The sequence below is a fragment of the Burkholderia sp. AW33-5 genome (genome assembly GCF_053427615.1).
Genome location: NZ_JBSAXA010000003.1, coordinates 168,290 through 190,973, shown reverse-complemented (window position 1 = coordinate 190,973; position 22,684 = coordinate 168,290). Strand labels below are relative to the sequence as shown.

General features: G+C 68.7%; 15 protein-coding genes and 1 pseudogene. 9 read left to right on the top strand and 7 right to left on the bottom strand.

The window, feature by feature from the left end; all coding sequences use genetic code 11:
• The first annotated feature begins 16 nt into the window (after positions 1-16).
• The 4 genes from ACV22V_RS07580 to ACV22V_RS07565 all read left to right on the top strand — a co-directional run bounded on the left by ACV22V_RS07580 (position 17) and on the right by ACV22V_RS07565 (position 9,122).
• Complete coding sequence (locus ACV22V_RS07580; RefSeq protein WP_448013412.1) at positions 17-4,213, top strand: molybdopterin-dependent oxidoreductase; 4,197 nt, start codon at positions 17-19, stop codon at positions 4,211-4,213.
• Between the two features lie 224 nt (positions 4,214-4,437).
• Positions 4,438-4,872 (top strand): hypothetical protein, encoded by a 435-nt coding sequence (locus ACV22V_RS07575; RefSeq protein WP_059537561.1) that lies wholly within the window; start codon positions 4,438-4,440, stop codon positions 4,870-4,872.
• Positions 4,873-5,265: 393 nt separating this feature from the next.
• Positions 5,266-7,860 carry a bifunctional lysylphosphatidylglycerol flippase/synthetase MprF gene (mprF, locus tag ACV22V_RS07570; RefSeq protein ID WP_448013411.1) on the top strand — a complete coding sequence of 865 codons (2,595 nt, stop codon included), beginning with the start codon at positions 5,266-5,268 and terminating at the stop codon, positions 7,858-7,860.
• Positions 7,857-9,122, top strand: a complete 1,266-nt coding sequence (locus ACV22V_RS07565) for a virulence factor family protein (RefSeq protein WP_448013410.1) — start codon at positions 7,857-7,859, stop codon at positions 9,120-9,122. The genes mprF and ACV22V_RS07565 overlap by 4 nt, the downstream gene beginning before the upstream one ends.
• A 70-nt stretch (positions 9,123-9,192) precedes the next feature.
• On the opposite strand, the gene ACV22V_RS07560 is transcribed toward ACV22V_RS07565, so the two are convergent.
• The 3 genes and pseudogenes from ACV22V_RS07560 to ACV22V_RS07550 form a co-directional block, all read right to left on the bottom strand.
• Positions 9,193-9,639 (bottom strand): DUF934 domain-containing protein, encoded by a 447-nt coding sequence (locus ACV22V_RS07560; protein WP_448013409.1) that lies wholly within the window; start codon positions 9,637-9,639, stop codon positions 9,193-9,195.
• Positions 9,636-11,421, bottom strand: a pseudogene (locus ACV22V_RS07555) (nitrite/sulfite reductase). The gene ACV22V_RS07560 and the pseudogene ACV22V_RS07555 overlap by 4 nt, the downstream one beginning before the upstream one ends.
• Before the next feature lie 179 nt (positions 11,422-11,600).
• The gene (locus ACV22V_RS07550) at positions 11,601-13,034 is read right to left on the bottom strand and encodes an aminotransferase-like domain-containing protein (RefSeq protein ID WP_448013408.1); all 1,434 of its coding nucleotides are present in this window, start codon (positions 13,032-13,034) and stop codon (positions 11,601-11,603) included.
• A gap of 345 nt (positions 13,035-13,379) precedes the next feature.
• On the opposite strand from ACV22V_RS07550, the gene ACV22V_RS07545 reads away from it, so the two are divergent.
• The gene (locus tag ACV22V_RS07545; RefSeq protein WP_448013407.1) at positions 13,380-14,504 is read left to right on the top strand and encodes an extracellular solute-binding protein; all 1,125 of its coding nucleotides are present in this window, start codon (positions 13,380-13,382) and stop codon (positions 14,502-14,504) included.
• A complete protein-coding gene (locus tag ACV22V_RS07540) occupies positions 14,501-16,276 on the top strand; it encodes a diguanylate cyclase domain-containing protein (protein ID WP_059537587.1) in 1,776 nt (591 codons plus the stop codon). Before ACV22V_RS07545 ends, ACV22V_RS07540 begins: the two co-directional genes overlap by 4 nt.
• Positions 16,277-16,374: 98 nt before the next feature.
• On the opposite strand, the gene ACV22V_RS07535 is transcribed toward ACV22V_RS07540, so the two are convergent.
• The 3 genes from ACV22V_RS07535 to ACV22V_RS07525 form a co-directional block, all read right to left on the bottom strand.
• Positions 16,375-16,674, bottom strand: coding sequence for a DUF4148 domain-containing protein (locus ACV22V_RS07535; RefSeq protein ID WP_059537592.1), 300 nt, complete (start codon positions 16,672-16,674; stop codon positions 16,375-16,377).
• 279 nt (positions 16,675-16,953) lie between these two features.
• Positions 16,954-17,214 carry a hypothetical protein gene (locus ACV22V_RS07530; protein ID WP_006760082.1) on the bottom strand — a complete coding sequence of 87 codons (261 nt, stop codon included), beginning with the start codon at positions 17,212-17,214 and terminating at the stop codon, positions 16,954-16,956.
• Between the two features lie 77 nt (positions 17,215-17,291).
• Positions 17,292-18,140, bottom strand: coding sequence for a sulfite exporter TauE/SafE family protein (locus tag ACV22V_RS07525; protein WP_448013406.1), 849 nt, complete (start codon positions 18,138-18,140; stop codon positions 17,292-17,294).
• 290 nt (positions 18,141-18,430) lie between these two features.
• Here ACV22V_RS07525 and ACV22V_RS07520 point away from each other — a divergent pair, with 290 nt between their 5' ends.
• A complete protein-coding gene (locus ACV22V_RS07520) occupies positions 18,431-19,327 on the top strand; it encodes a LysR family transcriptional regulator (protein ID WP_448013405.1) in 897 nt (298 codons plus the stop codon).
• Between the two features lie 131 nt (positions 19,328-19,458).
• Complete coding sequence (locus tag ACV22V_RS07515) at positions 19,459-20,091, top strand: LysE family translocator (RefSeq protein WP_059697716.1); 633 nt, start codon at positions 19,459-19,461, stop codon at positions 20,089-20,091.
• Positions 20,092-20,301: 210 nt separating this feature from the next.
• Here ACV22V_RS07515 and ACV22V_RS07510 read toward each other — a convergent pair whose 3' ends face one another.
• Positions 20,302-21,987 carry a purple acid phosphatase family protein gene (locus tag ACV22V_RS07510; RefSeq protein ID WP_321849935.1) on the bottom strand — a complete coding sequence of 562 codons (1,686 nt, stop codon included), beginning with the start codon at positions 21,985-21,987 and terminating at the stop codon, positions 20,302-20,304.
• A 296-nt stretch (positions 21,988-22,283) separates the two neighbouring features.
• Here ACV22V_RS07510 and ACV22V_RS07505 point away from each other — a divergent pair, with 296 nt between their 5' ends.
• Positions 22,284-22,583 carry a YXWGXW repeat-containing protein gene (locus tag ACV22V_RS07505; protein ID WP_059691242.1) on the top strand — a complete coding sequence of 100 codons (300 nt, stop codon included), beginning with the start codon at positions 22,284-22,286 and terminating at the stop codon, positions 22,581-22,583.
• Positions 22,584-22,684 lie beyond the last annotated feature (101 nt).

Genomic DNA, 22,684 nt, shown 5'->3' with positions numbered 1-22,684 from the left:
CGCCGACGGAGCACGCATGACCGCCACCTCCGTCAAGAGCGTGTGCCCATACTGCGGCGTCGGCTGCGGAATGGTGCTGCACGTCGAGGATGACGAAGTCGTCAAGGTGTCCGGCGACTCCGATCATCCGACCAACTTCGGGCGGCTGTGCACGAAGGGCTCGTCGGCGCACGTCGCGTTGCGCCGTTCCGGGCGGCTCGACCGCGCGTTCGTGCGGCGCGCGCGCGAGGACGACCTCGTGCCGCTGCCGGCGCGCGACGCGATCGTCGAGACCGCGCGGCGGCTGCGCGCGGTGCTCGACGCGCACGGGCCCGATGCGTTGTCGTTCTACGTGTCGGGGCAGATGTCGATCGAGGCGCAATACCTCGTGAACAAGCTCGCGAAGGGCTTCGTCGGCACCCACAACATCGAGTCGAACTCGCGCCTGTGCATGGCGAGCGCGAGCACGGGCTACAAGCAGTCGCTCGGTGCGGACGGCCCGCCCGGGTCGTACCAGGATTTCGATCGCGCGAACCTGTTCTTCGTGATCGGCGCGAACATGGCCGACTGCCACCCGATCCTGTTCCTGCGCATGATGGATCGCGTGAAGGCCGGCGCGAAGCTGATCGTCGTCGATCCGCGCCGCACCGGCACTGCCGACAAGGCCGACCTGTTCCTGCAGATCCGGCCCGGCACCGATCTGGCGCTGACCAACGGGTTGCTGCATCTGCTGCACGCGAACGGCCGCACCGATGCCGCGTTCATCGATACGTACACCGAAGGTTGGGACGCGATGCCCGCGTTTCTCGCCGACTACACGCCCGAGCGCGTCGCGGCAATCACCGGTCTCGCGGAAGCTGACATCCGCACGGCCGCGCAATGGATCGGCGACGCGCAGGAATGGACGAGCTGCTGGACGATGGGCCTCAACCAGAGCACGCACGGCGTGTGGAACACCAACGCGATCTGCAACCTGCATCTGGCGACGGGCGCGATCTGCCGCCCGGGCAGCGGGCCGTTTTCGCTGACCGGCCAGCCGAACGCGATGGGCGGGCGCGAGATGGGCTACATGGGCCCCGGCCTGCCGGGCCAGCGCTCGGTGCTGTCCGACGACGACCGGCGCTTCGTCGAGCACCTGTGGCGCGTGCCGGCCGGCACGCTGCGCAAGGATGCCGGCCGCGGCACGGTCGACCTGTTCGAACGGATGGCGGCCGGCGACATCAAGGCGTGCTGGATCGTCTGCACGAATCCGGTCGCGACCGTGCCGAACCGGCAGAACGTGATCGCGGGGCTGCAGGCCGCGGAACTCGTGATCGCGCAGGACGCGTTCCTCGACACCGAGACCAACCGCTACGCGGACATCCTGCTGCCTGGCGCGCTGTGGGCCGAGGGCGACGGCGTGATGGTCAATTCCGAGCGCAACATGACGCTGATGCGTGCCGCGGTCGCGCCGCCCGGCGACGCGCTGCCGGACTGGCGCATCGTCGCGGAAGTGGCGCGCGCGATGGGCTTCGGCGATGCGTTCGACTATGCGTCGGCGGCCGACGTGTTCGACGAGATCGTGCGGTTTTCGAATCCGGCGACCGGCTACGACCTGCGCGGCGCGAGCCACGCGGCGCTGCGCGACGGCCCCGTGCAATGGCCGGTCGCGCCGGGCACGGCGCGCGAGCGGCACCCGATCCGCTACCTGAACGACGGCGTGAGCCAGACGCCGCGCCCGGCGGCCGACGGGCACGACGCGCCGCGTATTGCGTTTCCGACGGCGTCGGGCAAGGCGCGCTTCCTCGCGCGGCCGCACGTCGCGCCGGCCGAACTGCCCGACGACACGTTCCCGATCGTGCTGAACACCGGCCGGCTGCAGCATCAATGGCACACGATGACGAAGACGGGCAAGGTCGCGATGCTGAACAAGCTCAATCCGCGCCCGTTCGTCGAACTGCATCCGGACGATGCGAGCGCGCTCGGCATTGCGACGAAGGACAGCGTCGAGATTCGCTCGGCGCGCGGCCGCGCGGTGCTGCCGGCCGTCGTGACCGAGCGCGTGCGGCGCGGCAACTGCTTCGCGCCGATGCATTGGAACGACGTGTACGGCGACGACCTGTGCATCAATGCGGTGACGAACGACGCGATCGATCCGGAATCTCAGCAGCCCGAACTGAAATATTGCGCGGTCGCGCTCACGCGCGTCGACACGGACGCGTTCGCGTCCGCCGACGCCGCCGCCGACGACACGGCGCGGCCCGATGCCTCCGCTGCCGACGCGCGGCCCGCGCCCGCGCCGGCGCAGATCACGGCTTCACAGGAATCCGACATGGCAGACCTCGACACTTTCGCGGCCGCGCTCGGCGTGGCCGATCTCGCGCCGCCGCCGCTCTCCGATACGGAGCGCCTGTACGTGGCCGGCCTCGTCAGCGGGCTGAAGGCGAGCGCCGGGCGGCGCGACGGCGGCGTGCCGGTGCTGCCGGCCGGCGCGCCGCTCGCGCCGCCGGTGCGGTTCTGGGTCGAGGGGATGCTCGCGGGGCTGTTCAGCCGCTCGGTGCCTGCCCACGCATCGGACGGTGCCGCGCCCGCGCTGCCGTCCGAGGCCGCCGCGCCCGGCGGCGTGCGGATCGTGCGCACGCGGCCGAAGGTCGTGCTGCTGTGGGCGTCGCAGACGGGCAACATCGAGTCGCTGACCGAGGACTACGCGACGCAGCTGATGAATGCCGGCTTCGAGATCCGCACCGCGTGCATGTCCGACTATCCGGTCGCGTCGCTGGCCGGCGCGCAATACGTGCTGCTGATGACGAGCACGTTCGGCGATGGCGACGCGCCCGACAACGGCAGCGAGTTCTGGGATGCGCTGCAGGCCGGCAGCGCCGCGTGTCTCGACGGCGTGCACTTCGCGGTGCTCGCGTTCGGCGATCGCAACTACGACCAGTTCTGCGGGCACGGCCGCCGGCTCGATGCGCGGCTCGCGGAACTCGGCGCGGCGCGCCTGTGCGCGCGCGTCGATTGCGACGTCGAGTTCCAGCGCGATGCGGACCAGTGGCTCGAACGCGTGGTTGCCCGGATCAAGGAAGCGGATGCCGCGCTGCACGCGGTGCCGTCCGCCGGGGTAAGCGCGTCGGGGCTGCTGCCGACCAAGGCGCATCCGGCGCCGTCGAAGCTCGTCGCGAACCTGCGTCTCAACCGGCCGGGCGCCGCGAAGGACACGCGCTACGTGTCGCTGTCGACCGAAGGCGCGAACCTCGAATACGAAACCGGCGACGCGCTCGGCGTGTGGCCGACCAACTGCCCGGAGCTGGTCGACGAGCTGCTGTCCGTCACCGCGCTGAAGGCCGATGCGCCCGTGTCGGTCGCGGGCATCGGCGACGTGCGGCTCGGCGATGCGCTCGCGCGCCACTTCGACATCACGCGCCCGCATCCCGACACGCTCGCGTTCATCGCGTCGCGCAGCGCGAACGGCGCGCTGAAGGCGCTGCTCGGCGACGATCGCAAGGCCGACCTGAAGCAATGGTTGTGGGGGCAACAACTCGCGGACGTGCTGCACGAGTTCCCGGTCGATCTGTCGGGCACGGAGCTGGTCGGGATGCTGAAGCGGCTGCAGCCGCGCCTGTATTCGATCGCGTCGAGCCCGAGCGCGCACCAGGGCGAGATTCACCTGACGGTGTCGGCCGTGCGCTATCACAACGGCCGGCGCGCGCGTAAAGGCGTCGCGTCGACGTTCCTCGCCGATCGCGCGGACGACGGCCGCGTGCCGGTGTTCGTGCAGAAGTCCGCGCATTTCCGGCCGCCGGTGAACGGCGACGTGCCCGTCGTGATGGTGGGGCCCGGCACCGGCGTCGCGCCGTTCCGCGGCTTCCTGCACGAGCGGCAGGCGCGCGGCGCGCGCGGACGCAACTGGCTGTTCTTCGGCGAGCAGCATGCGCAGACCGACTTCTACTACGGCGACGAACTGAGCGCGATGCGCGACAGCGGTTTCCTCACGCGGCTCGATCTCGCGTTTTCGCGCGACCAGGCCGACAAGATCTACGTGCAGGACCGGATGCGCGAGCAGGGCGCCGAGCTGTACAAGTGGCTGGAGGAGGGCGCGCATTTCTACGTGTGCGGCGACGCCGCACGCATGGCCAAGGACGTCGATACCGCGCTGAAGGCGGTCGTCGCCGAGCACGGCGGGATGTCGTACGACGCCGCGAACGACTACGTCTCGCGGCTTTCGAAGGCGCGGCGCTACATGCGGGACGTGTATTGAGCGCAGGCGGCGCGAGTTGACGCGGCCGTGCGGGCTTGCCGGCCCGACACGGCGGCCGGCAAGCCGAAACCGCCGGCGGCCCGGGTTGCCGGCATGGCATCTTCGCGATCATTTCCTCCGGGCGTGCTGCGCGAACGGGCCGGCACCGACGAGCGCGCACGCTGCAGCGATGCGCGGGACGGCGCATGATGACGGCGTCATCCATACAGCCACGGAGTCGCGTCATGACGGCACGCCGGAATCACCCGCTTCGAACCCTTGCGATCGTCGCATCGCTGGCCGCGGCCGCATTCTGCGGCGCGCCGGCCGTCGGGCAGACGTCGACGGTACCGGCCGGCACGGCCGCCGCGACGCCCGACAACGCGGTGCTCTTGACGGTCTTCCTGAAGCACGACCAGTCGCGCCCGCTCGCCGAGCTGAACGCGCAGCTCGCGAAACAGGGGTTCTACAAGGCGTTTCCGCCGCCGGGCGTCGAGGTGGTGAGCTGGACGGTGGCGATGGGAATCGGGCAGATCGTCGTGCTGCGGTTGCCGGCGTCGCGGGTGCGGGAGGTCAATCGCGTGCTCGAGGACACGGCCTGGGGCGCGTACCGGACGGAGTTCTATCCGACCTACGACTACAAGGCGATCGGGCTCGCGGCGCACGAGCGGGCGAAGTGACGAAGGGCGCGGCGCGGCGATCCGTCCCTATTCGCTGAAACCCGCGCCCGGTCGCGGTTTTGCCCTCGCTCGCCCGGCCGGGCCGGAGAATTTCTCCCAAATGCATCACAAGTCATTCATCTGATGAGAAAACCCGGTCGGTTCCCGGTATCATGCGCACCTTGCGTGTGTCGAACCCACGATTTTGATGCGGTATTGATGCGCCTCGCGTGCCACAAAACCGCACAATCCGAACTTGAAAGATTCTGTAATATAAATTCCGTATACTCGTAAGTTCTGATCCAGGCGCCGCCTGCCTCCGTCTTCGGCCGACCGCCCACGCAGAACAACCCGATATGTCGCCGCCGGGCCAACCCGCGCCGCGACTCGCTATGCACCGCCACTGAACAACCTATGTCTTCCCGCCACCCTGGTTCGCCCGGCCGCGCCGCGGCGGTGATCGCCCGTGTCCGGGCGCTGATCCGCAACGAACGCGTGCTGTCGCCGCTGCTCGCGCTCGGCATCGGGCTGCTGCTGATCGTGGTTTTCCAGCACCTGTCGGAATCCGTCGACTACCGGTCGGTGATCCGCGAGTTGCGTCACATGTCCGCCGAAGAGTGGGGCGCGTCGCTGGCCGCGACGGCCCTCAGCTATCTCGCGCTCGTCGCCCGCGACGCGGTCGGCCTGCGCTATGTCGCCGCGAAGGTGCCGCGCGTCGCGTTGTGGATCGGCGCGATCGCCGGGTCCGCGCTCGGCAACGCGACCGGCTTCGGCGCGCTGACGGGCGGCGCCGTGCGCGCGCGCGTGTATGGCGTGTCGGGCGTCACGCCCGCGCAGATCGGCCGCATGACGGTATTCACGAGCGGCACGCTCGCGCTCGCGCTGGTGCTGATGACGGCGGTCGGCATGGTCTGCGTGCCGCAGACGCTCGCCGCGATGCTGCATGTCGCGCCCGGCGTGCTCATGTGGAGCGGCGCCGCGCTGCTCGTCGTGCTGGCCGTGATGACGATGATGTGCGGCAACACCGCGCGCCCGGTCGTCACGCGCTTCAAATGGCTCTCGTTCGACGTGCCGGCGCGGCGCGACCTCGTCGCACAGGTCGTCTATGCGGTGCTCGACGTCGTGGCCGCCGGCCTGACGCTGTGGGTGCTGCTGCCGGCCGCGCCGGTCGGTCTCCCGACCTTCATCACCGTATACGCGGCCGCGCTGCTGCTCGGGATGATCGGCCATACGCCGGGCGGGATCGGCGTGTTCGAAGCGGCGATGGTCTTCACGCTGGGCCGCGAAGTGCCCGCGCATGCGATGGTCGCCGCGCTGATCGCCTATCGCGCAATCTACTTCGGCGTGCCGCTCGTATTGTCGGCCGGCCTGCTGGCCGGTTTCGAGGGCCGCGCGCTGCGCCGCCGGCTCGTGTCGCGGCAGGCCGCGCGCGTGTCGCAGCTGGCGCCGCTGTTCCTGAGCCTGGTGACCTTCGCGGTCGGCAGCATGCTGGTGATTTCGAGCGCGACGCCTGCGTTCTGGTACCGGATCGCGATCCTGCGCAACATCGTCCCGCTGTGGGTGCTCGAAGGCTCGCAGGTGATCTGCAGCGTGCTGGGCGTCGCGTTGCTGTTCGTCGCGCGCGGGCTGCTGCGCCGGCTCGACGGTGCATGGTGGATGACCTTCGCGCTGACGCTCGCGAGCCTCGCGCTGTCGCTGGCGAAGGGTCTCGCGTTCGTCGAGGCCGGCGTGCTCGGCACGCTGCTGGTGCTGCTGCTCGTCAGCCGCCGCCGCTTCAACCGGCATTCGTCGCTGCTCGCCGAGCGCTTCACGGTGAGCTGGTTCGTGTCGGTGACGATGGTGCTGATCCTCGCGGTGTGGGTGCTGTGCTTCGCGTTCCGCGACGTGCCTTACACGCGCGATCTGTGGTCGCATTTCTCGTTCGACGCCCGCGCGCCGCGGGCGCTGCGCGCGACGCTCGCGGCCGGCGTGTTCGTCGCGATGTTCGCGCTGTGGCAGCTGCTGCGGCCGGCGCCCGGACGTTTCGTGAAGCCTGCCGAGCAGGACCTGGTCGACGCGGAGCAGATCATCCGCGCGCAGGAATGCAGCGATGCGGGCCTCGCGCTGATGGGCGACAAGTCGTTCCTGTTTTCCGAATCGCGCCGCGCGTTCCTCATGTATGCGAAAAACGGCCGCACGTGGGCCGCGCTGCACGACCCGGTCGGGCCGCGCGAGGAATGGCCGGCGCTGATCAGCAAGTTCATCGCGCTGGCGCACGCGCACAGCGGCCGCGCGGCGTTCTACCAGGTGCGCGCGAACGCGCTGCCGCTGTATCTCGACGCCGGGCTCACGCTGATGAAGCTCGGCGAGGAAGCCCACATCGCGCTCGACCGGTTCGACCTGAAGGGTTCGAACCGGTCGCACCTGCGCTATGCGCTGCGCCGCGGCGACAAGGACGCGCTGACGGTCGAGGTGATCGCGCCGTGCGACGTGCCGGCCGCGCTGCCGTCGCTGCGCGACATCTCCGACGGCTGGCTCGACAGCCGCGACGCGCGCGAGAAGAGTTTCTCGGTGGCCGCATTCCACGACGGCTATCTCGCGACGCAATCGGTGATGCTCGTGCGTCAGGCCGACAAGCCGATCGCCTTCGTCACGTTCATGACGACCGACCTCAACACCGAGGCGACGGTCGGCGTGATGCGTCATCTGCCGGACGCGTCGCCGTATGCGATGGAGTATTTGTTTACGCAGCTCGCGCTGCATCTGAAGGAAGCGGGGTTCCGCAAGCTGAGCCTGGGCATCGCGCCGTTCTCGGGGATGGGGGCGGCGAAGATGCCGTCGCCGTGGCACCGGTTCGGGCTGATGGTCTGGCGCTTCGGCGGCCGCTTCTACAACTTCCGTGGCTTGCGTGCATTCAAGAGCAAGTTCGAGCCGCACTGGGAGCCGCGCTATCTCGCGGCCTCGGGCTCGGTCGGCGTGTTCGTCACGCTCGCGGATCTGTCCCTGCTGGCTGGAGGTCGGCGTTCATGATGTTGAAGAAGGGTATCGCGCAGGCGGCGCTCGCCTGTGCGGGAATGATGTTGGCCGGCGCCGCGCTCGCGGCGCAACCGGAAACCGTATCGGGCGGCCGCTACGGTCCCGTGACCGTGACGAAGCCGGGCGGCCCGCTGCGCGGCTTCGTCGTGCTGTTCTCGCGTGAGCGGGGCTGGGGCGCCGCCGACCAGCAGGCGGCCGATGCACTCGCGAAAGCGGGCGCGATGACCGTCGGCGTGGATTCGGAACGCTATGCGGCGAACCTCGCCGCGAAGCAGGAAACCTGTCACCACCTCGACGGCGACGCCGAGGCGGTCAGCCACCAGCTCGAACGCCTCGCGCAATCGGCGCGCTATTACACGCCGATCGTCGCGGGCGTGGGCCAGGGCGGCGCGATCGCGAAGCAGATCCTGTCGATGGCGCCGGAAAACACCATCGCCGGCGTCGTGTCGGTCGCGCCGGCGGCGAAGCTCGATGCGCGCTTCAAGCCGTGCCCGCCCGATCCGACGATCGTGCGCCGCGCGATGCCGGGCTTCGTCGAAACGGCCGCGGCCGGCGACACCGCGAAGCTCGTATCGCTCGTCACGTCGCACCTGCACGACACCAGCAGCAGCGACGAGCTCGACGTGTCGGACCTGCCGCTCGTCGAGCTGCCGGCCAAGGGCGGCAGCGACCGCCTCGCGATCGTGATCTCGGGCGACGGTGGCTGGCGCGATCTCGACAAGACGATCGCCGAGGCGCTGCAGCGTGACGGCGTGTCGGTCGTCGGCATCGACAGCCTGCGCTATTTCTGGAGCGAGAAGCCGCCCGCGCAGGTGAGCCGCGACCTGGCGCGCGTGATGCGCACGTACATGGCGCGCTGGCATGCGAACCGCGTGGCGCTGGTCGGCTACTCGTTCGGCGCGGACGTGATGCCGTTCGCATACAACCGGCTGCCGGCCGACCTGCGCGACAAGGTCGCGGTGATGTCGCTGCTCGGCTTCGCGCCGGCGGCGGACTTCCAGATCCGCGTGACGGGCTGGCTCGGCATGCCGGCGAGCGACAAGGCGATGAAGGTCGCGCCGGAAATCGCGAAGGTGCCGCCGCAGCTCGTGCAGTGCTTCTACGGCGCGGAAGAGAAGGACACGATGTGTCCGGCGCTCGCGAATACCGGCGCCGACGTGATCAAGACGGGCGGCGACCACCACTTCGGCCACGACTACATCGCGCTCGAAAAGAAGATCCTCGGCGCGTTCGGCAAGGCGGTGGCGGCGCGCTGAACGCCGGCGCCCGCTTCGCGGCGGGCGCGGTTGTCGTTCATCGGACGGGCGGCCTGCGGGCCGCCCGTTTTCATTGCGCCGTCTGCGTCGCCGCGTCCTGCCGCGGCGCTACCGTTCTCGCGTCGCGCTGATAGAAGCCGGGAAACCGGTCGAGCTGCCGGCGCGCGGCCGCGAGATCGGCATCGGCGCCGAGCACCGCGCTCGAAAACCCGGTGCGTTCCATCAGCAGCAACTGGTCGATCAGCACGTCGCCCGTCGCGCGCAGGTCGCCGGCGAAGCCGAAGCGCTTGCGCAGCAGATACGCCTGGCTGTATGCGCGGCCGTCGGTGAAGGACGGGAAGTGCAGGTCGATGCGCGCGGCCTGCGCGATCCGCTCCGCGAGCGGCGCCAGTTCCTCGTCGTTGCCGATCGTCAGGGGCGTGAGCGTCGCCGTGTCGGGCGAGTGCGTGTCGTCGGCGTGTTCGGCCGGTGTCAGCAGCCGGATGCGTGCGTGGGTGTTTGGGTCGGTCGCGTTCATGCGTGCTCCGCCTGGTGACGTGCGTCGTTTGCCGCAACCTTGAAGGGCTCGACGCCGATGCGGCGCACCGTGTCGATGAATCGTTCGTCGCGGCCGTCGGCGTCGAGCCGCGAGTCGAGATAGACGTTGACGAGCGCGTCCACCACATCGACGATCTCGTCCGCCGAGAACGAAGGGCCGATCACCTTGCCCGGCCGCGCGGGGCCGCTCGCGCTCGAACCGTCCGAGCCGCCGAGCGTCACCTGATACCACTCGGCTCCGTCCTTGTCGACGCCGAGGATGCCGATGTGCCCACTGTGATGGTGGCCGCACGAGTTGATGCAGCCGCTGATGTGCAGGTCGATGTCGCCGACGTCGTGCAGCATGTCGAGATCCTGGAACCGTTCGGCGATCGCGTCGGCGATCGGAATCGAGCGCGCGTTCGCGAGCGCGCAGAAATCGCCGCCCGGGCACGCGATCATGTCGGTCAGGAGTCCGACGTTCGCGCTGGCGAGACCGATCGCGCGCGCGTGTTCCCACAGCAGGAACAGGTCGTCGACGTGTACCCACGGCAGCACCACGTTCTGCGCATGCGTGACGCGCGCTTCGCCGGCCGAGAAGCGGTCGGCGAGTTCGGCGAGCGCGTCGAGCTGCTCGGGCGACGCATCGCCGGGCGCCTGCAGGCGGCGCTTGAACGACAGCGTGACGATCCTCAGCGCCGGGTCGCGGTGCGCGGCGACGTTGCGCGCCAGCCACCGCGCGAAGGCCGGATGGCGACCGGCGTGCGCGGCCATGCGTGCTTCGGCATCCTGCACGTCGAGCGCACGCGGCGCGATGCGCGGCGGCACGAACGATGCCGCGATGCGGTCGAATTCAGCCTGCGGGATCGTGTGCGGGCCGCCGTCATGCTCGACGATCTGGCGAAACTCTTCCTCGACGTCGTCGATGTAGCGCTGGCCCTCGCTCTTCACGAGGATCTTGATGCGTGCCTTGTACTTGTTGTCGCGCCGTCCATAGCGGTTGTAGACGCGGACGATCGCCTCGATGTAGTTCATCACGTGCCGCCACGGCAGGAACGTGCGCAGCGGCGTCGCGATCAGCGGCGTGCGGCCCATGCCGCCGCCGGCGCTCACGCGAAAGCCGAGCTCGCCCGCGTCGTTGCGCACGAGCTTCAGCCCGACGTCGTGCCAGTCGGTTGCCGCACGGTCCTCGGCCGCGCCGGTGATCGCGATCTTGAACTTGCGCGGCAGGAACGCGAATTCCGGATGCAGCGTCGTCCACTGGCGCATCACTTCGGCGAACGGACGCGGATCGGCGATCTCGTCCGGCGCGACGCCCGCGCGCTCGTCGCACGAAATGTTGCGGATGCAATTACCGCTCGTCTGGATCCCGTGCATGTCGATGGTCGCGAGCAGGTCCATCACGTCGGCCGCCTTCGCGAGCGGAAATCCAGTTGAACTGCACGTTGGTGCGGGTCGTGAAGTGCGCGTTGCGGATCGGCAGGCGCAGCGTGCCGAGCAGCGCCTGCGCGTCGCGGGCGGCGCGATAGGTGGCATCGTCGGGCACGTCGTAGTCGCGTGCGATCCGGGCCAGCACGCGAAGCTGCGTGCTCGACAGTTCGCCGTACGGCACGGCCACGCGCAGCATCGGCGCGTGGCGCTGCACGTACCAGCCGTTCTGCAGGCGCAACGGCCGGAACGCGTCCTCGCTCAGCGTGCCGTGCTGCCAGCGTTCGAGCTGGTCGCGGAACTGGGCGGCGCGGCTGTGCACGAGCGCCCGGTCGAAATCGGTATATCGGTACATGACGTGATACGCGAGAGGAGCGGCGGTGCAGGGCGCGCGCCGCTCGGAAGGGGACGTTGCGACGGGTGTCGGGCAACCGGAGACAGCGTAGGGAACGCGGGGCGGCGGGACAAGCAGCAGATCGGGACGAAAAGGGCGCAGCAGATCAGCGATGCGCCGGCGGCCGCCTGCGTGCGGGCTCAACCGGCCTTGCGTACCGCGGGCTCGGCGACCAGTTCGCCAAGCACGCGGATCGCGCGTTCGATGTCGCGGCTCCACGGATGGCCGAAGTTCACGCGCACGCAGCGCTCGAAGCCGTGCGCGGCCGAGAACAGCGGCCCCGGCGCGAAGCTGATGCCGCGCGCGATCGCCTGGCGATGCAGTTCCATCGCGTCGATCGCATCGGGAAACGACAGCCACAGGAAATATCCGCCGTCCGGCCGCACCCACTCGACGCCGTCCGGCAGCCAGCGCCGCAGCGCGTCGTCCATGCGGGCGAGCTGCGTCTGCAGCGCGCCGCGCAGCTTGCGCAGATGACGATCGTAGCCGCCGTGCTCCAGATAGTTCGCGATGCCGGCTTGTGCGGGGATGCTCGCCGACAGCGTGGTCATCAGCTTGAGCCGCTGCACTTTTTCCGCGAACCGGCCGGCGGCGGCCCAGCCGATCCGGTAGCCCGGCGCGAGCGTCTTCGAGAACGAACTACAGTGCATCACGAGACCGTGCCGGTCGAAGGCGCGCGCGGGCAGCGGATAGTCGGGGCCGAAATGCAGCTCGCCGTACACGTCGTCCTCGATCAGCGGCACCTCGCGCGCGGCAAGCATCTCCACGAGCGCGCGCTTCTTGTCGAGCGGCAGCGTGACACCGGTCGGATTCTGGAAATTGGTCATGAACCAGCACGCGCGGATGTCGTGCCGGTCGAGCGCGTTCGCGAGCGCATCGAGATCGAGGCCCGTGCGCGGATCGACGGGAATCTCGACCGCGCGCAGGTCGAGCCGCTCGATCGCCTGCAGCGCCGCATAGAAGCCGGGCGATTCGACCGCGACGACGTCGCCGGGCCGCGTGACGGCCATCAGGCACAGGTTCAGCGCCTCCAGCGCGCCGTTCGTGACGACGATCTCGTCGACGGGTTGCGCGACGCCGGTTGCCAGATAGCGCCGCGCGATCTGCTGGCGCAGCGCCTCGTTGCCCGGCGGCAGGTCGACGACCGTGCTCCACGGGCTGACGAGCCGCGTCGCCTGAGCGAGCGATTTCGCGAGGCGCGGCAGCGGAAACAGCTGCGGCGCGGGGAACGCGGAGCCGAGCGGCACGATGCCGGGTTGCGTCGCGGCGTCGAGCACCGAGAACACGAGATCGCTGATGTCGACCTTGCGCGTGGCGCCGGCGCGGCTTGCGCGGTGTTTCGCGGGCGGGTGCGCCGCCGGGCCCGCGCCCGGCGCGACGTAATAGCCGGAGCGTTCGCGTGCGCGGATCAGCCCCCACTGTTCGAGCAGGTAGTACGCGCGAAACACCGTCGACTGGCTCACGCCATGCTGCGCGATGATCTGGCGCAGCGATGGCAGGCGCGTGCCGACCGCGAGGTTGCCGTTGCGGATTTCGTCGGCGATCGTATGGGCGAGGGTTTCGTAGCGTTTCATGTGCGCGGGTGGAGCATGCGTGCGCCGCGCGGGGGCCGGTGCGGCGCCGCGCGCGGCGGGGGCGGGACATTGTCCGACGAGCGGCCCGAAAAGAAAAGTGCGACGGCCGGGGCCGGTCGCGCCGTCGTGGCGATGCCGATGCGTGCGCATCCGTCGCGCGTGATCGCGGCGTTCACTCGTGTGCTGCGTGGCTGCAACCGGAAGCGGCACGCGTCGAGTCATGCCTTTCACCTGATGATTCTTCGCGCGCGGACGCGGTGTGCGTGCGGCTTGTTCCAATTGCGCGGCGATATTTTTTGTGGTCTTGTTGCAAGCTCAAGCATCGACTTAAAAAAGGCCAGTCGAATGCATACGGGGAATGCGGGCGAGGACCGATTGATCAGGGGAATCGGCGCGCGTCGGCGTGCGCGCCGGGCCGTATGCCGGTGGTTTGTCATCCTGACGCTGGGCTTGCAGGGCCTGCCTGCGTGCGCTGCTTCTCCCGAGACCGTCAACGATAACGTCCTGCGCGTCCTTGCATGGCCCGGCTACGCGGACAACGATGTCGTCAATGCGTTTGAGACGCAATTCCACGTACGCGTCGAAGTGACGTTCGTCGATTCCGACGAAGCGTTGTGGACGCGAATGCACAGCGCGTCGCCGCCGCCGTACGACGTGCTCGCGGCCAACACGGCAGAGATCCAGCGCTACGCGCGCGACGGCCTGCTCATACCGATCGACCTGTCACAGGTCCCCAACCGTCGGCGGCAACAACCGAATTTCCAGCAGCTCGCGACGATCGGCGGACTCGTGCACAACGGCTCGACCTATGCGATTCCGTTCACATATTCGTCGATGGGACTGATCTACGATCGCAAGCAGGTGCCCGCCGCGCCGCGCTCGATGCTGGAACTGTGGAATCCGCGCTACCGCGGCAAGGTGCTCGACTTCAACAGCGCGCAGCATAATTTTTCGTTCACCGCACTCGCACTCCGCTACCCCGACCCCTTTCACCTGTCGCCCGCGCAAACGCTTGCCGTTGCGCACAAGCTGGTCGACCTGCGACGCAACCTGCTCACGTATTACACGCTTCCGGAAGAGGCGACCGCGCTGTTCGTCCAGCATCACGCGGCGCTGATGTTCGGCAACTACGGCACGCAGCAGGTCGAACAACTGCGTCGCGCCGGTGCGGACGTCGGCTACGTGATTCCGGATGAAGGCGCGCTCGCGTGGCTCGACTGCTGGGGCGTCACGCGCGGCGCGGAGCATCGCGAGCTCGCGTTCGCATGGATCAACTACATGCTCGAACCGGCGATCGGCGCACTGCTGACCGAACGCCAGGGGCTCGCGAATACCCTCGAGCCGCCACCCGGTCTCGAGTCCGGCAACCAGCACCTCGTGTGGATCCAGCCGGTCGAGGACATCGCGCGGCGCGAGTCGCTGTGGAGCCGCATCGTGTCGGGCGACCGACCGGAGCGGTTCGACAAATGATCAGGCTCGGGCTCACGTCGAAGCTGTCGGTGCTGTTCGCGTGCATCGGCGTGATCGCGTCCGGCACGACCGGCTACTCCACCTACCGCGCGAACCGGACGATGCTCGTGCAGGAAGCACAGCACAACCTGCTGATGTCGACGCAATTGCTCGGACAGCGCTTCACGACCGCGCTGTCCGACGTGGCCGACGATGCGCTCGTGCTCGCGCAATTGCCGTCCGCGGCGAGCGTCGCGAGCGGCGAGGGCACCGATCCTGCGCCGCGCTCGCGGCTCGAGCAGGTGTATGTCAGCTTCATGAAGAACCATCCCGAGTATCTGCAGATCCGGCTGATCGCGCGCGGCGATTTCGGGCTCGAGCGGATTCGTGTCGATCGCGACGCGCGCGGCATCGTCGTGCTGCCGGAGAGTGCATTCCAGGAGAAAGGACAGTTTTCCTATGTATTCGATACGCTCGCGACGGCGCCCGGTCATATCTACCTGTCGCCGATCGTGATCAATCACGAGACCGGCGCGCATGCGGCCGAAGGGCTGCCGATCCTGCGCGTGGGCACGCCGGTCGTCGACCAGGCCGACGTGGTGGTCGGCGCGCTGGTCGTCGACGTCGAGCTGTCGCGCATGTTCGATCGGCTCGAGCGCGACCTGCCGCAGGACTACGCGGTGTTCCTCGCGAACGAGTGGGGCGACTTCCTCGTGCATCCCGATCCGTCGCAGACCTTCGGCTTCGATCGCGGCCGGCGCGTGCTGATGCAGGACCGCTTTCCCGGCACGCGGCTGCTGTTCGCCGGGACGCGCACGAACGTGACGCTCAACGGTCTCGCGCAGCCCGACGACGTACCGGGCGAGATGCTCGCGTTCGTGCGCACGCCGTTCGGCAACAACGAGGGCAACCGCTTCGTTGTCCTCGGCATGGCGCGTCCGCTCACGGACGTGCTGGCGCCGGCCGGGATGCTCGGCGAACGGATCATCCGGATGGTGTTCCTGATGAGCCTGGCGGCGGTGATTCTCGCGATCCTGTTCGCGCGCGCGATCACGCGTCCGTTGCAGATGCTCGCGCGCGCGGCGACCCACGTGTTCGACGATCCGGCCGCCGAGCGATTGCCCGTTGCGCGGGCCGACGAGATCGGCGTGCTGGCGCGCTGTTTCGACAGCATGCGCGTCGAGATCCGCACGCAGGTCGCGATGCTGCGCGCGAAGCAACTGGAGCTCACGCACCTGGCCGGCCACGATCCGTTGACCGGGCTGCCGAACCGCCTGTTGTTCATGGAGCATCTCGAGGCCGCGATCCGGCATGCGGCGGCGGTGCGCGAGGGGCTGGCGGTGATGTTCGTCGATCTCGACCGCTTCAAGCAGATCAACGACCAGCACGGGCACGCGGCCGGCGATCGCACGCTCGTCGCGGTCGCGAAACGGCTGAGCCTCGTGCTGCGTAGCGGCGACATGGCCGCGCGGCTCGGCGGCGACGAATTCATCGTGCTGATTTCGGACGTGCGATCGCCCGAGGTGATCGGCGATATCGCGTCGCGTATCCAGATCGTGATGGCCGAGGAGCTGGAGTTCGGCGAACGTCACCTGGCCGTGGGCGCGAGCATCGGCGTCAGCGAATATCCGGCCGATGGCGCGTCGGCCGAGGAGTTGCTGGTCAAGGCCGACGCGGCGATGTATGCGGCGAAGGCGTCCGCGCAATGCGCGTACGTGCGTTACCAGGAATTGCTGGGCGGCGGCATCGGCGCGGATGCGGGCGCCCGCGTGGCGGCGGGCGGCAGCGGCTGACGGCGGGTCGGCCCTGCGTGCCGCGCAAACGCGACGAGCCCGTCACGGGACGGGCTCGTCGGAACCGGGCGGACTGCGCGATGCGCGCAGCGGCGGGCTTAGTGGCCGAAGTAGACCGAGTCGCGCGCGTTCTGCACCTTGACTGCCGGTGCGCCGCCCTGGACGACCGGGGCCGGTTGCGCGCCGTAGCCGCTGGCGTCGGCGGCGTGCACGCGCGCTTGCGCGGCCTGGATGTCGGCCGGGTAGTACGGGCTCGACTGGCTCGGCTTGTAGCCGGCGCTTTCGAGCTGGACGAGTTCGTTGCGCACTTGTGCGCGGGTCACGGTGCTTTGGGCGAATGCGCCGAACGAAGCGGACAGGGCAACAGCGGCAACGACTGCGGAAACGAGCGATTTCATGATGACCTCCGATGTTCTATTGAGTTCGCCGGCGACACCATGTCGTAAGCGATTGATTACATCGTAGGCGTCAGCCGATTCAGGGTAAACGTGGATTCCGACGAAAGATCGTTGCGGCCGAGGTAATAATCGCTGCGGAAATTCGATCCGTCCCCGTCCGGCGTTGCGGGAATGGCAAACCGATGGCGGGCGGGAGATACGAGGGCACGGTGCACGGACGAGCTCCCGGCGGCGCGGCGCGGCGCCGGCCGTCGGGGCGGGAACGGGGATGTTGCGCGATCAGACGCCGTCGGCGTCGTCGATTTCCTTGCGCTCGCGGCGTTCCTCGTTGCCGCGGCGGGCCCGCAGGCGCTGGCGCGACAGGACGGCGATCACCTGCTGGGTCGGCGCGCCGGACGGCAGCTCGTTGCGGATGCGATCGGGCACCATCGGCAGGCCCGCGCGCTGCCGGCGCAGGGCCTTCGCGATTGCCCGGCGGCATTCGTCCCCGTGGCAATCCCATTCATCGCGGATTCTCTGGCAATAACGGCATTGTTCCATCGGGACAGTCTAACGCGTCTTGGGGATCGGGGCCGAAGGGGGGCGCGGACCGTGACCGGGCCGGCGGGCGGCCGACGTCATTTCGCGTTCGCGTGCGGGCTGTCGACCGGTGCGACGGGCGAGGCTGCGTGCCGGAAGACGCCCGACTTCCAGATCATCTGGGACGCGGCCACGAGCACGAACAGCAGGACGACCATCCGGAATACACGCGGCGACATCTTGTCCCGCAGCGGCCGCACGAGCCACATCCCGGCAATGGCGGGCAGGCTCGCCGCGGCGGAAATCGCGAGGTCGGCGGCGCTCGCGTGCGCGGCGCCGCTGAACGTCGTGATCAGCGTGACGATCGACACCACGAGGATGATCGCGATCTGCTTCGTGAACGCTCGGCCGGTCGCGCCGGATGAAATCAGGTAGATGGCGAGCAGCGGCCCCGGCACCGACGCGATGCTCTCCATCAGCGCCGCGCCGAACCCGAGCACGAACCCGACCGGCTTTTGCCATGCCTCGGGCAGGTTCAGTTTCGGCGCGCTCAGCATCAGCGCCGCGGCGACGATCAGCAGCGCGCCCGATGCGGCCTGTGCGTGGCCCGCGTTCAGCGACAGGAGAATCGCGACGCCGACGACGTTGCCGAGCACGGTGCCGGCGATCGGTGCGGCGATCTTGCGCGCGGTCGCCAGTACCTCGCCGCCTTCCAGCGCCTGCGGGATGTTGCCGAGGATGATCGGCATCGACAGCAGCAGCACCGCGTGACGGATCGGCAGGAACTGGCTCAGGATCGGCATCGCCACCAGCGGAACGCCGATGCCCGTGATTCCCTTGACCATCCCGCCGAGCAGCAGCGCGACGGCGATGCCGATCAGGTCGAGCAGCGCGAGCCCGTGCAGGCTGGACACCAATACACCTTCAGTCAGATCGAGATGAGTCATCGGGAGCAGGTCGGGACATGAGCGGCGGCGGGACGGTCGACGGCACCCGTTGCCGGTGCGTGCGATCGCGCACGCCGTTGTATGGTTTTGGGTCGAACCAGTCGCCCCGGTGCATCGTCCGCCGTCGGCATTCGACACGTTTCGAGGCTGAATCTTACCCGAGCGCGGCGCGGGGCATCGGGCGTGGTCGAGGGCGCGCGTTCGTCGAATGTCGTTGAGGCGATTCGATGCAATTCATGATGCACGGCTCTATCATGTGAAAAATACATGGACCGAAACAAGGAGGCGAAATGACGCTTGCGCAGTTGCAGGCCCTGGCGGCCGTGGTCGAACTCGGCTCGCTGACGGCCGCGGCCGAGCGGCTCAGTCGCAGTCAATCCGCGATCAGTCATGCGTTGACCGAACTGGAGGACATCACCGAGGTCAAGCTGCTGTTGCGCGACCGGCAGCCGGTCGTCCTGACTGCCGCCGGCGAACGCCTGTGGCCGTACGTGCAGAACGTGGTTCGCGAGGCACGGACGCTGCGCCAGCAGTTCGGCCTGTCGCGCGGCAAGCTCGAAGGGCGTCTGGTGGTCGCGTCGCTGCCGAGTGTTTCGCTCGCATTCGTCGTGCCCGCGCTCGAGGCGTTGAAGGCGGCGCATGAGGGCGTGACGGCGGTACTGCTCGAAGGCACGGACGCGGAGGTCGAAGGATGGCTCGATGACGGCACCGCCGACGTCGGCGTGGTCGCGGGCACGAAGACCTTTGCGAACAATCTGCCGCTGCTCGACGAGGATTTCGTCGCGGTGGCGGCGGACGGCATGTTCGACGGCCGCAAGAGCATATCCGCGAAACGGTTGTCCGCGATGCCGTTCATTTTCTCGAAGGCGGGGTGCGGGCCGCTCATCGCGGACTACTTCGCGCGCAACGGTGCGTCGCTTCGCGCCGCGTTCAACGTGGTCGAGATGCGGACCATCCTGTCGATGGCGGAGGCGGGAATGGGCGTGTCGATCGTCCCGCGCATCACGCTCACCTACACCCGGTTCGGCGGCCAGGTGCTGGCGCTGTCGCCCAGGCTGCACCGTTCCGTGCGGCTGTCGTGGAATGCGACCGGCAACGCGGTCGCAGACGCCTTCGTGAAGCTGGTCGACGCCCAGCGCGCGAAGGCGGGAAAGGCGATTCAGGCGCGCACGAAAAAGGGAAGGTAGCGCATCGGCGGCGCGATGAGGCGATGAAGAGCGCTCATGGGCGACTTGCAGTTTATTCATGCCGGCAGCTGTTGACATGCAATACATTGTGGGTCACTTGCCCTGACCTCACTGCCTCGAAGGAGACCGCCGTGCCGGCCTTGCCCACCCTGATCGCTTTCGGACTCGTGTCGCTCGGCATGGTCCTGACGCCCGGCCCGAACATGATCTACCTGATCTCGCGCTCGATCTGCCAGGGCCGCCGCGCGGGGCTGGTGTCGCTCGGCGGCGTCGCGCTGGGGTTCGTGTTCTACATGTTCTGCGCGGCATTCGGCATCACCGCGCTGGTGCTGACCGTGCCGTACGCGTATGACGCGCTGCGTTTCTCCGGTGCGCTGTACCTGTCGTATCTCGCGTGGCAGGCGCTCAAGCCGGGTGGGCGCTCGGCGTTTCAGGTCCGGCAATTGCCGCACGACAGCGGCGCGCGGCTCTTCACGATGGGCTTCGTCACCAACCTCGCGAACCCGAAGATCGCCGTGATGTATCTGTCGCTGCTGCCGCAGTTCATTTCGCCGGGGCACGGCAGCGTGCTCGCGCAATCGCTGGCACTGGGCTGCGTGCAGATCGCGGTCAGCGTCAGCGTCAACGCGCTGATCGCGAGCATGGCCGGTGCGATCGCGGCGTTTCTTGCCGGTCGGCCGGTCTGGGCACGCGTGCAGCGCTGGTTGATGGGGACCGTGCTGGCCGGACTGGCCGTGCGTATCGCGCTGGAATCGCGCCGCTAGCCGGTTGAACGGCTTGCGGACGCGATGGACGTACCGATGCGCACGCAACCTTCGGATGGCGAACGGATGCAGCCGATCCGCGTGAGGCAGGCCACCGCCCATTCGCCATACCGGTAAGCGGACGGCGCGCGTTGCGCGCGATGTCCCGCACGAGCCGCACCCAACCTCGACCGCCCGCCGCGCGATCGCGCGCCGCGGGCGGCCGTCACTTCAGCGCTCGCGGCGCTTCTTGCTCAGCTCGATCGTCTCGAACAGCTCGTACTGCGCGGTCGGGTGCTGATCCGCGCCCGGCGCGTGGTAATAGCGCATCGTGATCGTCGTGTGGCCGCCCGGCTGGCCCGGATCGTGGTCGAACACGGCGATCCCGTAGCCCGTGCCCGTATCGCGGCGTGCGGACCAGATCGCATCCTCGAGCGCGTCGGCCGGCTTGCGCACGAACGTGTTCGGCGCGGTGCCCGGCACCGGCCGGTTCGGCTTCGTGAAGACCTTGGCCTGTGCAAAGCCGGTCGCCGGGTTTTCTCCGTACACGTCGAGCGGCGCACTGGTGCCGCCGCCGCCGAGAATCAGGTGGATCGTGCCGTGGCTCGTGTCGAACGTCGTGCTGTTCGGATCGGTCGACCCGACCGGACGCGGCTGCAGCGTCTCGACGACTTCGCCGGTCGAGGCATCGACGCCCGCGCGGTGATTGCAGCCGCGCACCGGGTAGCTGCGCTCGTAGTCGTGATCGTGACCGCACAGCACGAGGTCGACGCCATAGCGGTCGAACAGCGGCAGCCATGCCTCGCGAATGCCCTTGTCCGACCCGTTGCCCGTCTTCGACGAACTCAGCGCGTCCTGGTGCATCTGCACGACGATCCAGTCGATGTCGTCGTCGTGCGACGCGTGACGCAGCGTGTGCTCGAGCCAGCGCGTCTGCTCGCCGTTGCTGTAGCCGCGTACGTAGAACGACGTGCCCGGTTCGATCGGCGCGCGGCCGGTGCTCGCGGCCGGCACGAGCGGATTCGGGCCGCCGACGAATGCGGCCGCATCCTGGTAGACGACGTCGTCGGCGTCGAGCGAGATGAACAGCACCGAGCTCACGCGGAAGCTGTACCAGCGGCCCGGAAAGCGCGTGCCGTTCTCCGGGAGCGTGTAGCGCGCGAGATACGAGTCGAGCCCCTGCGGGCCGTTGTTGAATTCGATCTCGTGATTGCCGGGGCATGGCATCCACGGGCGGTTCGCGGCCGACGTCTGGTTGTTGTTGCCGAAATCGCGCCACACCTCCGGCTGATGCGCGGGGTTCAGGTTCGCGTAGCAGAGGTCGCCGTTCAGCAGGTGGAACAGCGGCTGGAACTGCTCGACGGCCTGCACCGCGAAGCGGCTTTGCGGCGACGACAGCACCCATGCGCCGTTCGGCGTCGCGAGGTCGCCGTAGCTCGTGAAGCGGAACGGCGCGCGCCCGCGCGGCGCGGTCGTGAAGGTCGCGGCAAACGGCTGCGCGGCGTTGCTGTCGTTGTCGGCCGTCAGTTCATAGCGGTAGCGCGTGTTCGGCTTCAGGCCGTGCACGCGTGCGTGGTACGTGAACACGGTTTCGCCGTTCAGGCCGTCGGTGTAAAGGCGCTGCACGCCGTGCACGGTGCGTGCCGGTTCGCCGTCGGCGACGATCCGCGCGCGCGGATTGACGGCCGGTGCGAGCGACGCCCACGAGATCGCGACTTCCGATGTCGGGTCGCTGCCCCACGTCAGGTGCACCTGCTCGGGCGTGCCGTCCGGGTTCGACGCGGCGGCGCGGGCGGCCGCGAGCCCGCCCGCGGCGGTGGCGAGGCCGGAAACGCCGGCCAGTTTCAGGAAGCCGCGACGCGATACGGAAGCGGCCGGCTCGTTCGACTCGGCGGGGAGGTTTTCCTGGTTCGACATGATCGTATTTTCGTTGAATGACACGCGAGATGAGGAACTGCCCGGCCGTGCGCGAGCGCGTCGGGGGCGTAGGCCGGAAACGAGCGGGATCCCGGTGACACGCATTGTCGAAGGGCAGTTTTGCCGGGTTGTGACAGACGGTAATCGATGCGTCGGCCCGATGCGTCGATGGCGCGCGCGGCGTTGCCGGCGCGGCAGAAATTTATTTGCGTGTGTCGCGACGGATTTTTTTCGCATGCGTCGTTTAACGAACGAACGGCCACCTCCGGCCGGGAAACGATGCTTCGGAGTCTTGCATGAAACTTTCCATTTCATTACGGTTTGCCACGGGATGCGTGGCCGCGCTGGCGACGTCCGCCGCATTCGCGCAGGCCGTCATCGTCGCACCGGTCGCACCGCCGCCGCCGCGTGTCGAAGTGATGCCGGCGCCGCGCGCGGGCTACGTCTGGGATCAAGGCCACTGGCACTGGCGGCAGGGCCGCTACGTGTGGATTCCGGGGCACTGGCAAGTGGTACGTGCCGGCTATCACTGGGTGCCCGGACAATGGGCCGCGCGCGGCCCCAACTGGCGCTGGGTACCGGGCCACTGGGCGTAACGCGCAGGGCGCCGCGCGGCGCGCAGTGCCTGCCCGCGCGGCGGGATTTCCACACAACCTCATCGGCTGAGCCATGCCTTTTCGAACCATACTTGTCCTGA

Bases quoted from the DNA above. Each gene is read 5' to 3' on its own strand.
- ACV22V_RS07505 (WP_059691242.1), top strand. From the start codon at position 22,284: ATGAAACTTTCCATTTCATTACGGTTTGCCACGGGATGCGTGGCCGCG.
- ACV22V_RS07525 (WP_448013406.1), bottom strand. From the start codon at position 18,140: ATGACTCATCTCGATCTGACTGAAGGTGTATTGGTGTCCAGCCTGCAC.
- ACV22V_RS07580 (WP_448013412.1), top strand. From the start codon at position 17: ATGACCGCCACCTCCGTCAAGAGCGTGTGCCCATACTGCGGCGTCGGC.
- ACV22V_RS07560 (WP_448013409.1), bottom strand. From the start codon at position 9,639: ATGAACGCGACCGACCCAAACACCCACGCACGCATCCGGCTGCTGACA.
- ACV22V_RS07550 (WP_448013408.1), bottom strand. From the start codon at position 13,034: ATGAAACGCTACGAAACCCTCGCCCATACGATCGCCGACGAAATCCGC.
- ACV22V_RS07575 (WP_059537561.1), top strand. From the start codon at position 4,438: ATGACGGCACGCCGGAATCACCCGCTTCGAACCCTTGCGATCGTCGCA.
- ACV22V_RS07520 (WP_448013405.1), top strand. From the start codon at position 18,431: ATGACGCTTGCGCAGTTGCAGGCCCTGGCGGCCGTGGTCGAACTCGGC.
- ACV22V_RS07540 (WP_059537587.1), top strand. From the start codon at position 14,501: ATGATCAGGCTCGGGCTCACGTCGAAGCTGTCGGTGCTGTTCGCGTGC.
- ACV22V_RS07530 (WP_006760082.1), bottom strand. From the start codon at position 17,214: ATGGAACAATGCCGTTATTGCCAGAGAATCCGCGATGAATGGGATTGC.
- ACV22V_RS07565 (WP_448013410.1), top strand. From the start codon at position 7,857: ATGATGTTGAAGAAGGGTATCGCGCAGGCGGCGCTCGCCTGTGCGGGA.
- ACV22V_RS07545 (WP_448013407.1), top strand. From the start codon at position 13,380: ATGCATACGGGGAATGCGGGCGAGGACCGATTGATCAGGGGAATCGGC.
- ACV22V_RS07535 (WP_059537592.1), bottom strand. From the start codon at position 16,674: ATGAAATCGCTCGTTTCCGCAGTCGTTGCCGCTGTTGCCCTGTCCGCT.
- ACV22V_RS07510 (WP_321849935.1), bottom strand. From the start codon at position 21,987: ATGTCGAACCAGGAAAACCTCCCCGCCGAGTCGAACGAGCCGGCCGCT.
- mprF (WP_448013411.1), top strand. From the start codon at position 5,266: ATGTCTTCCCGCCACCCTGGTTCGCCCGGCCGCGCCGCGGCGGTGATC.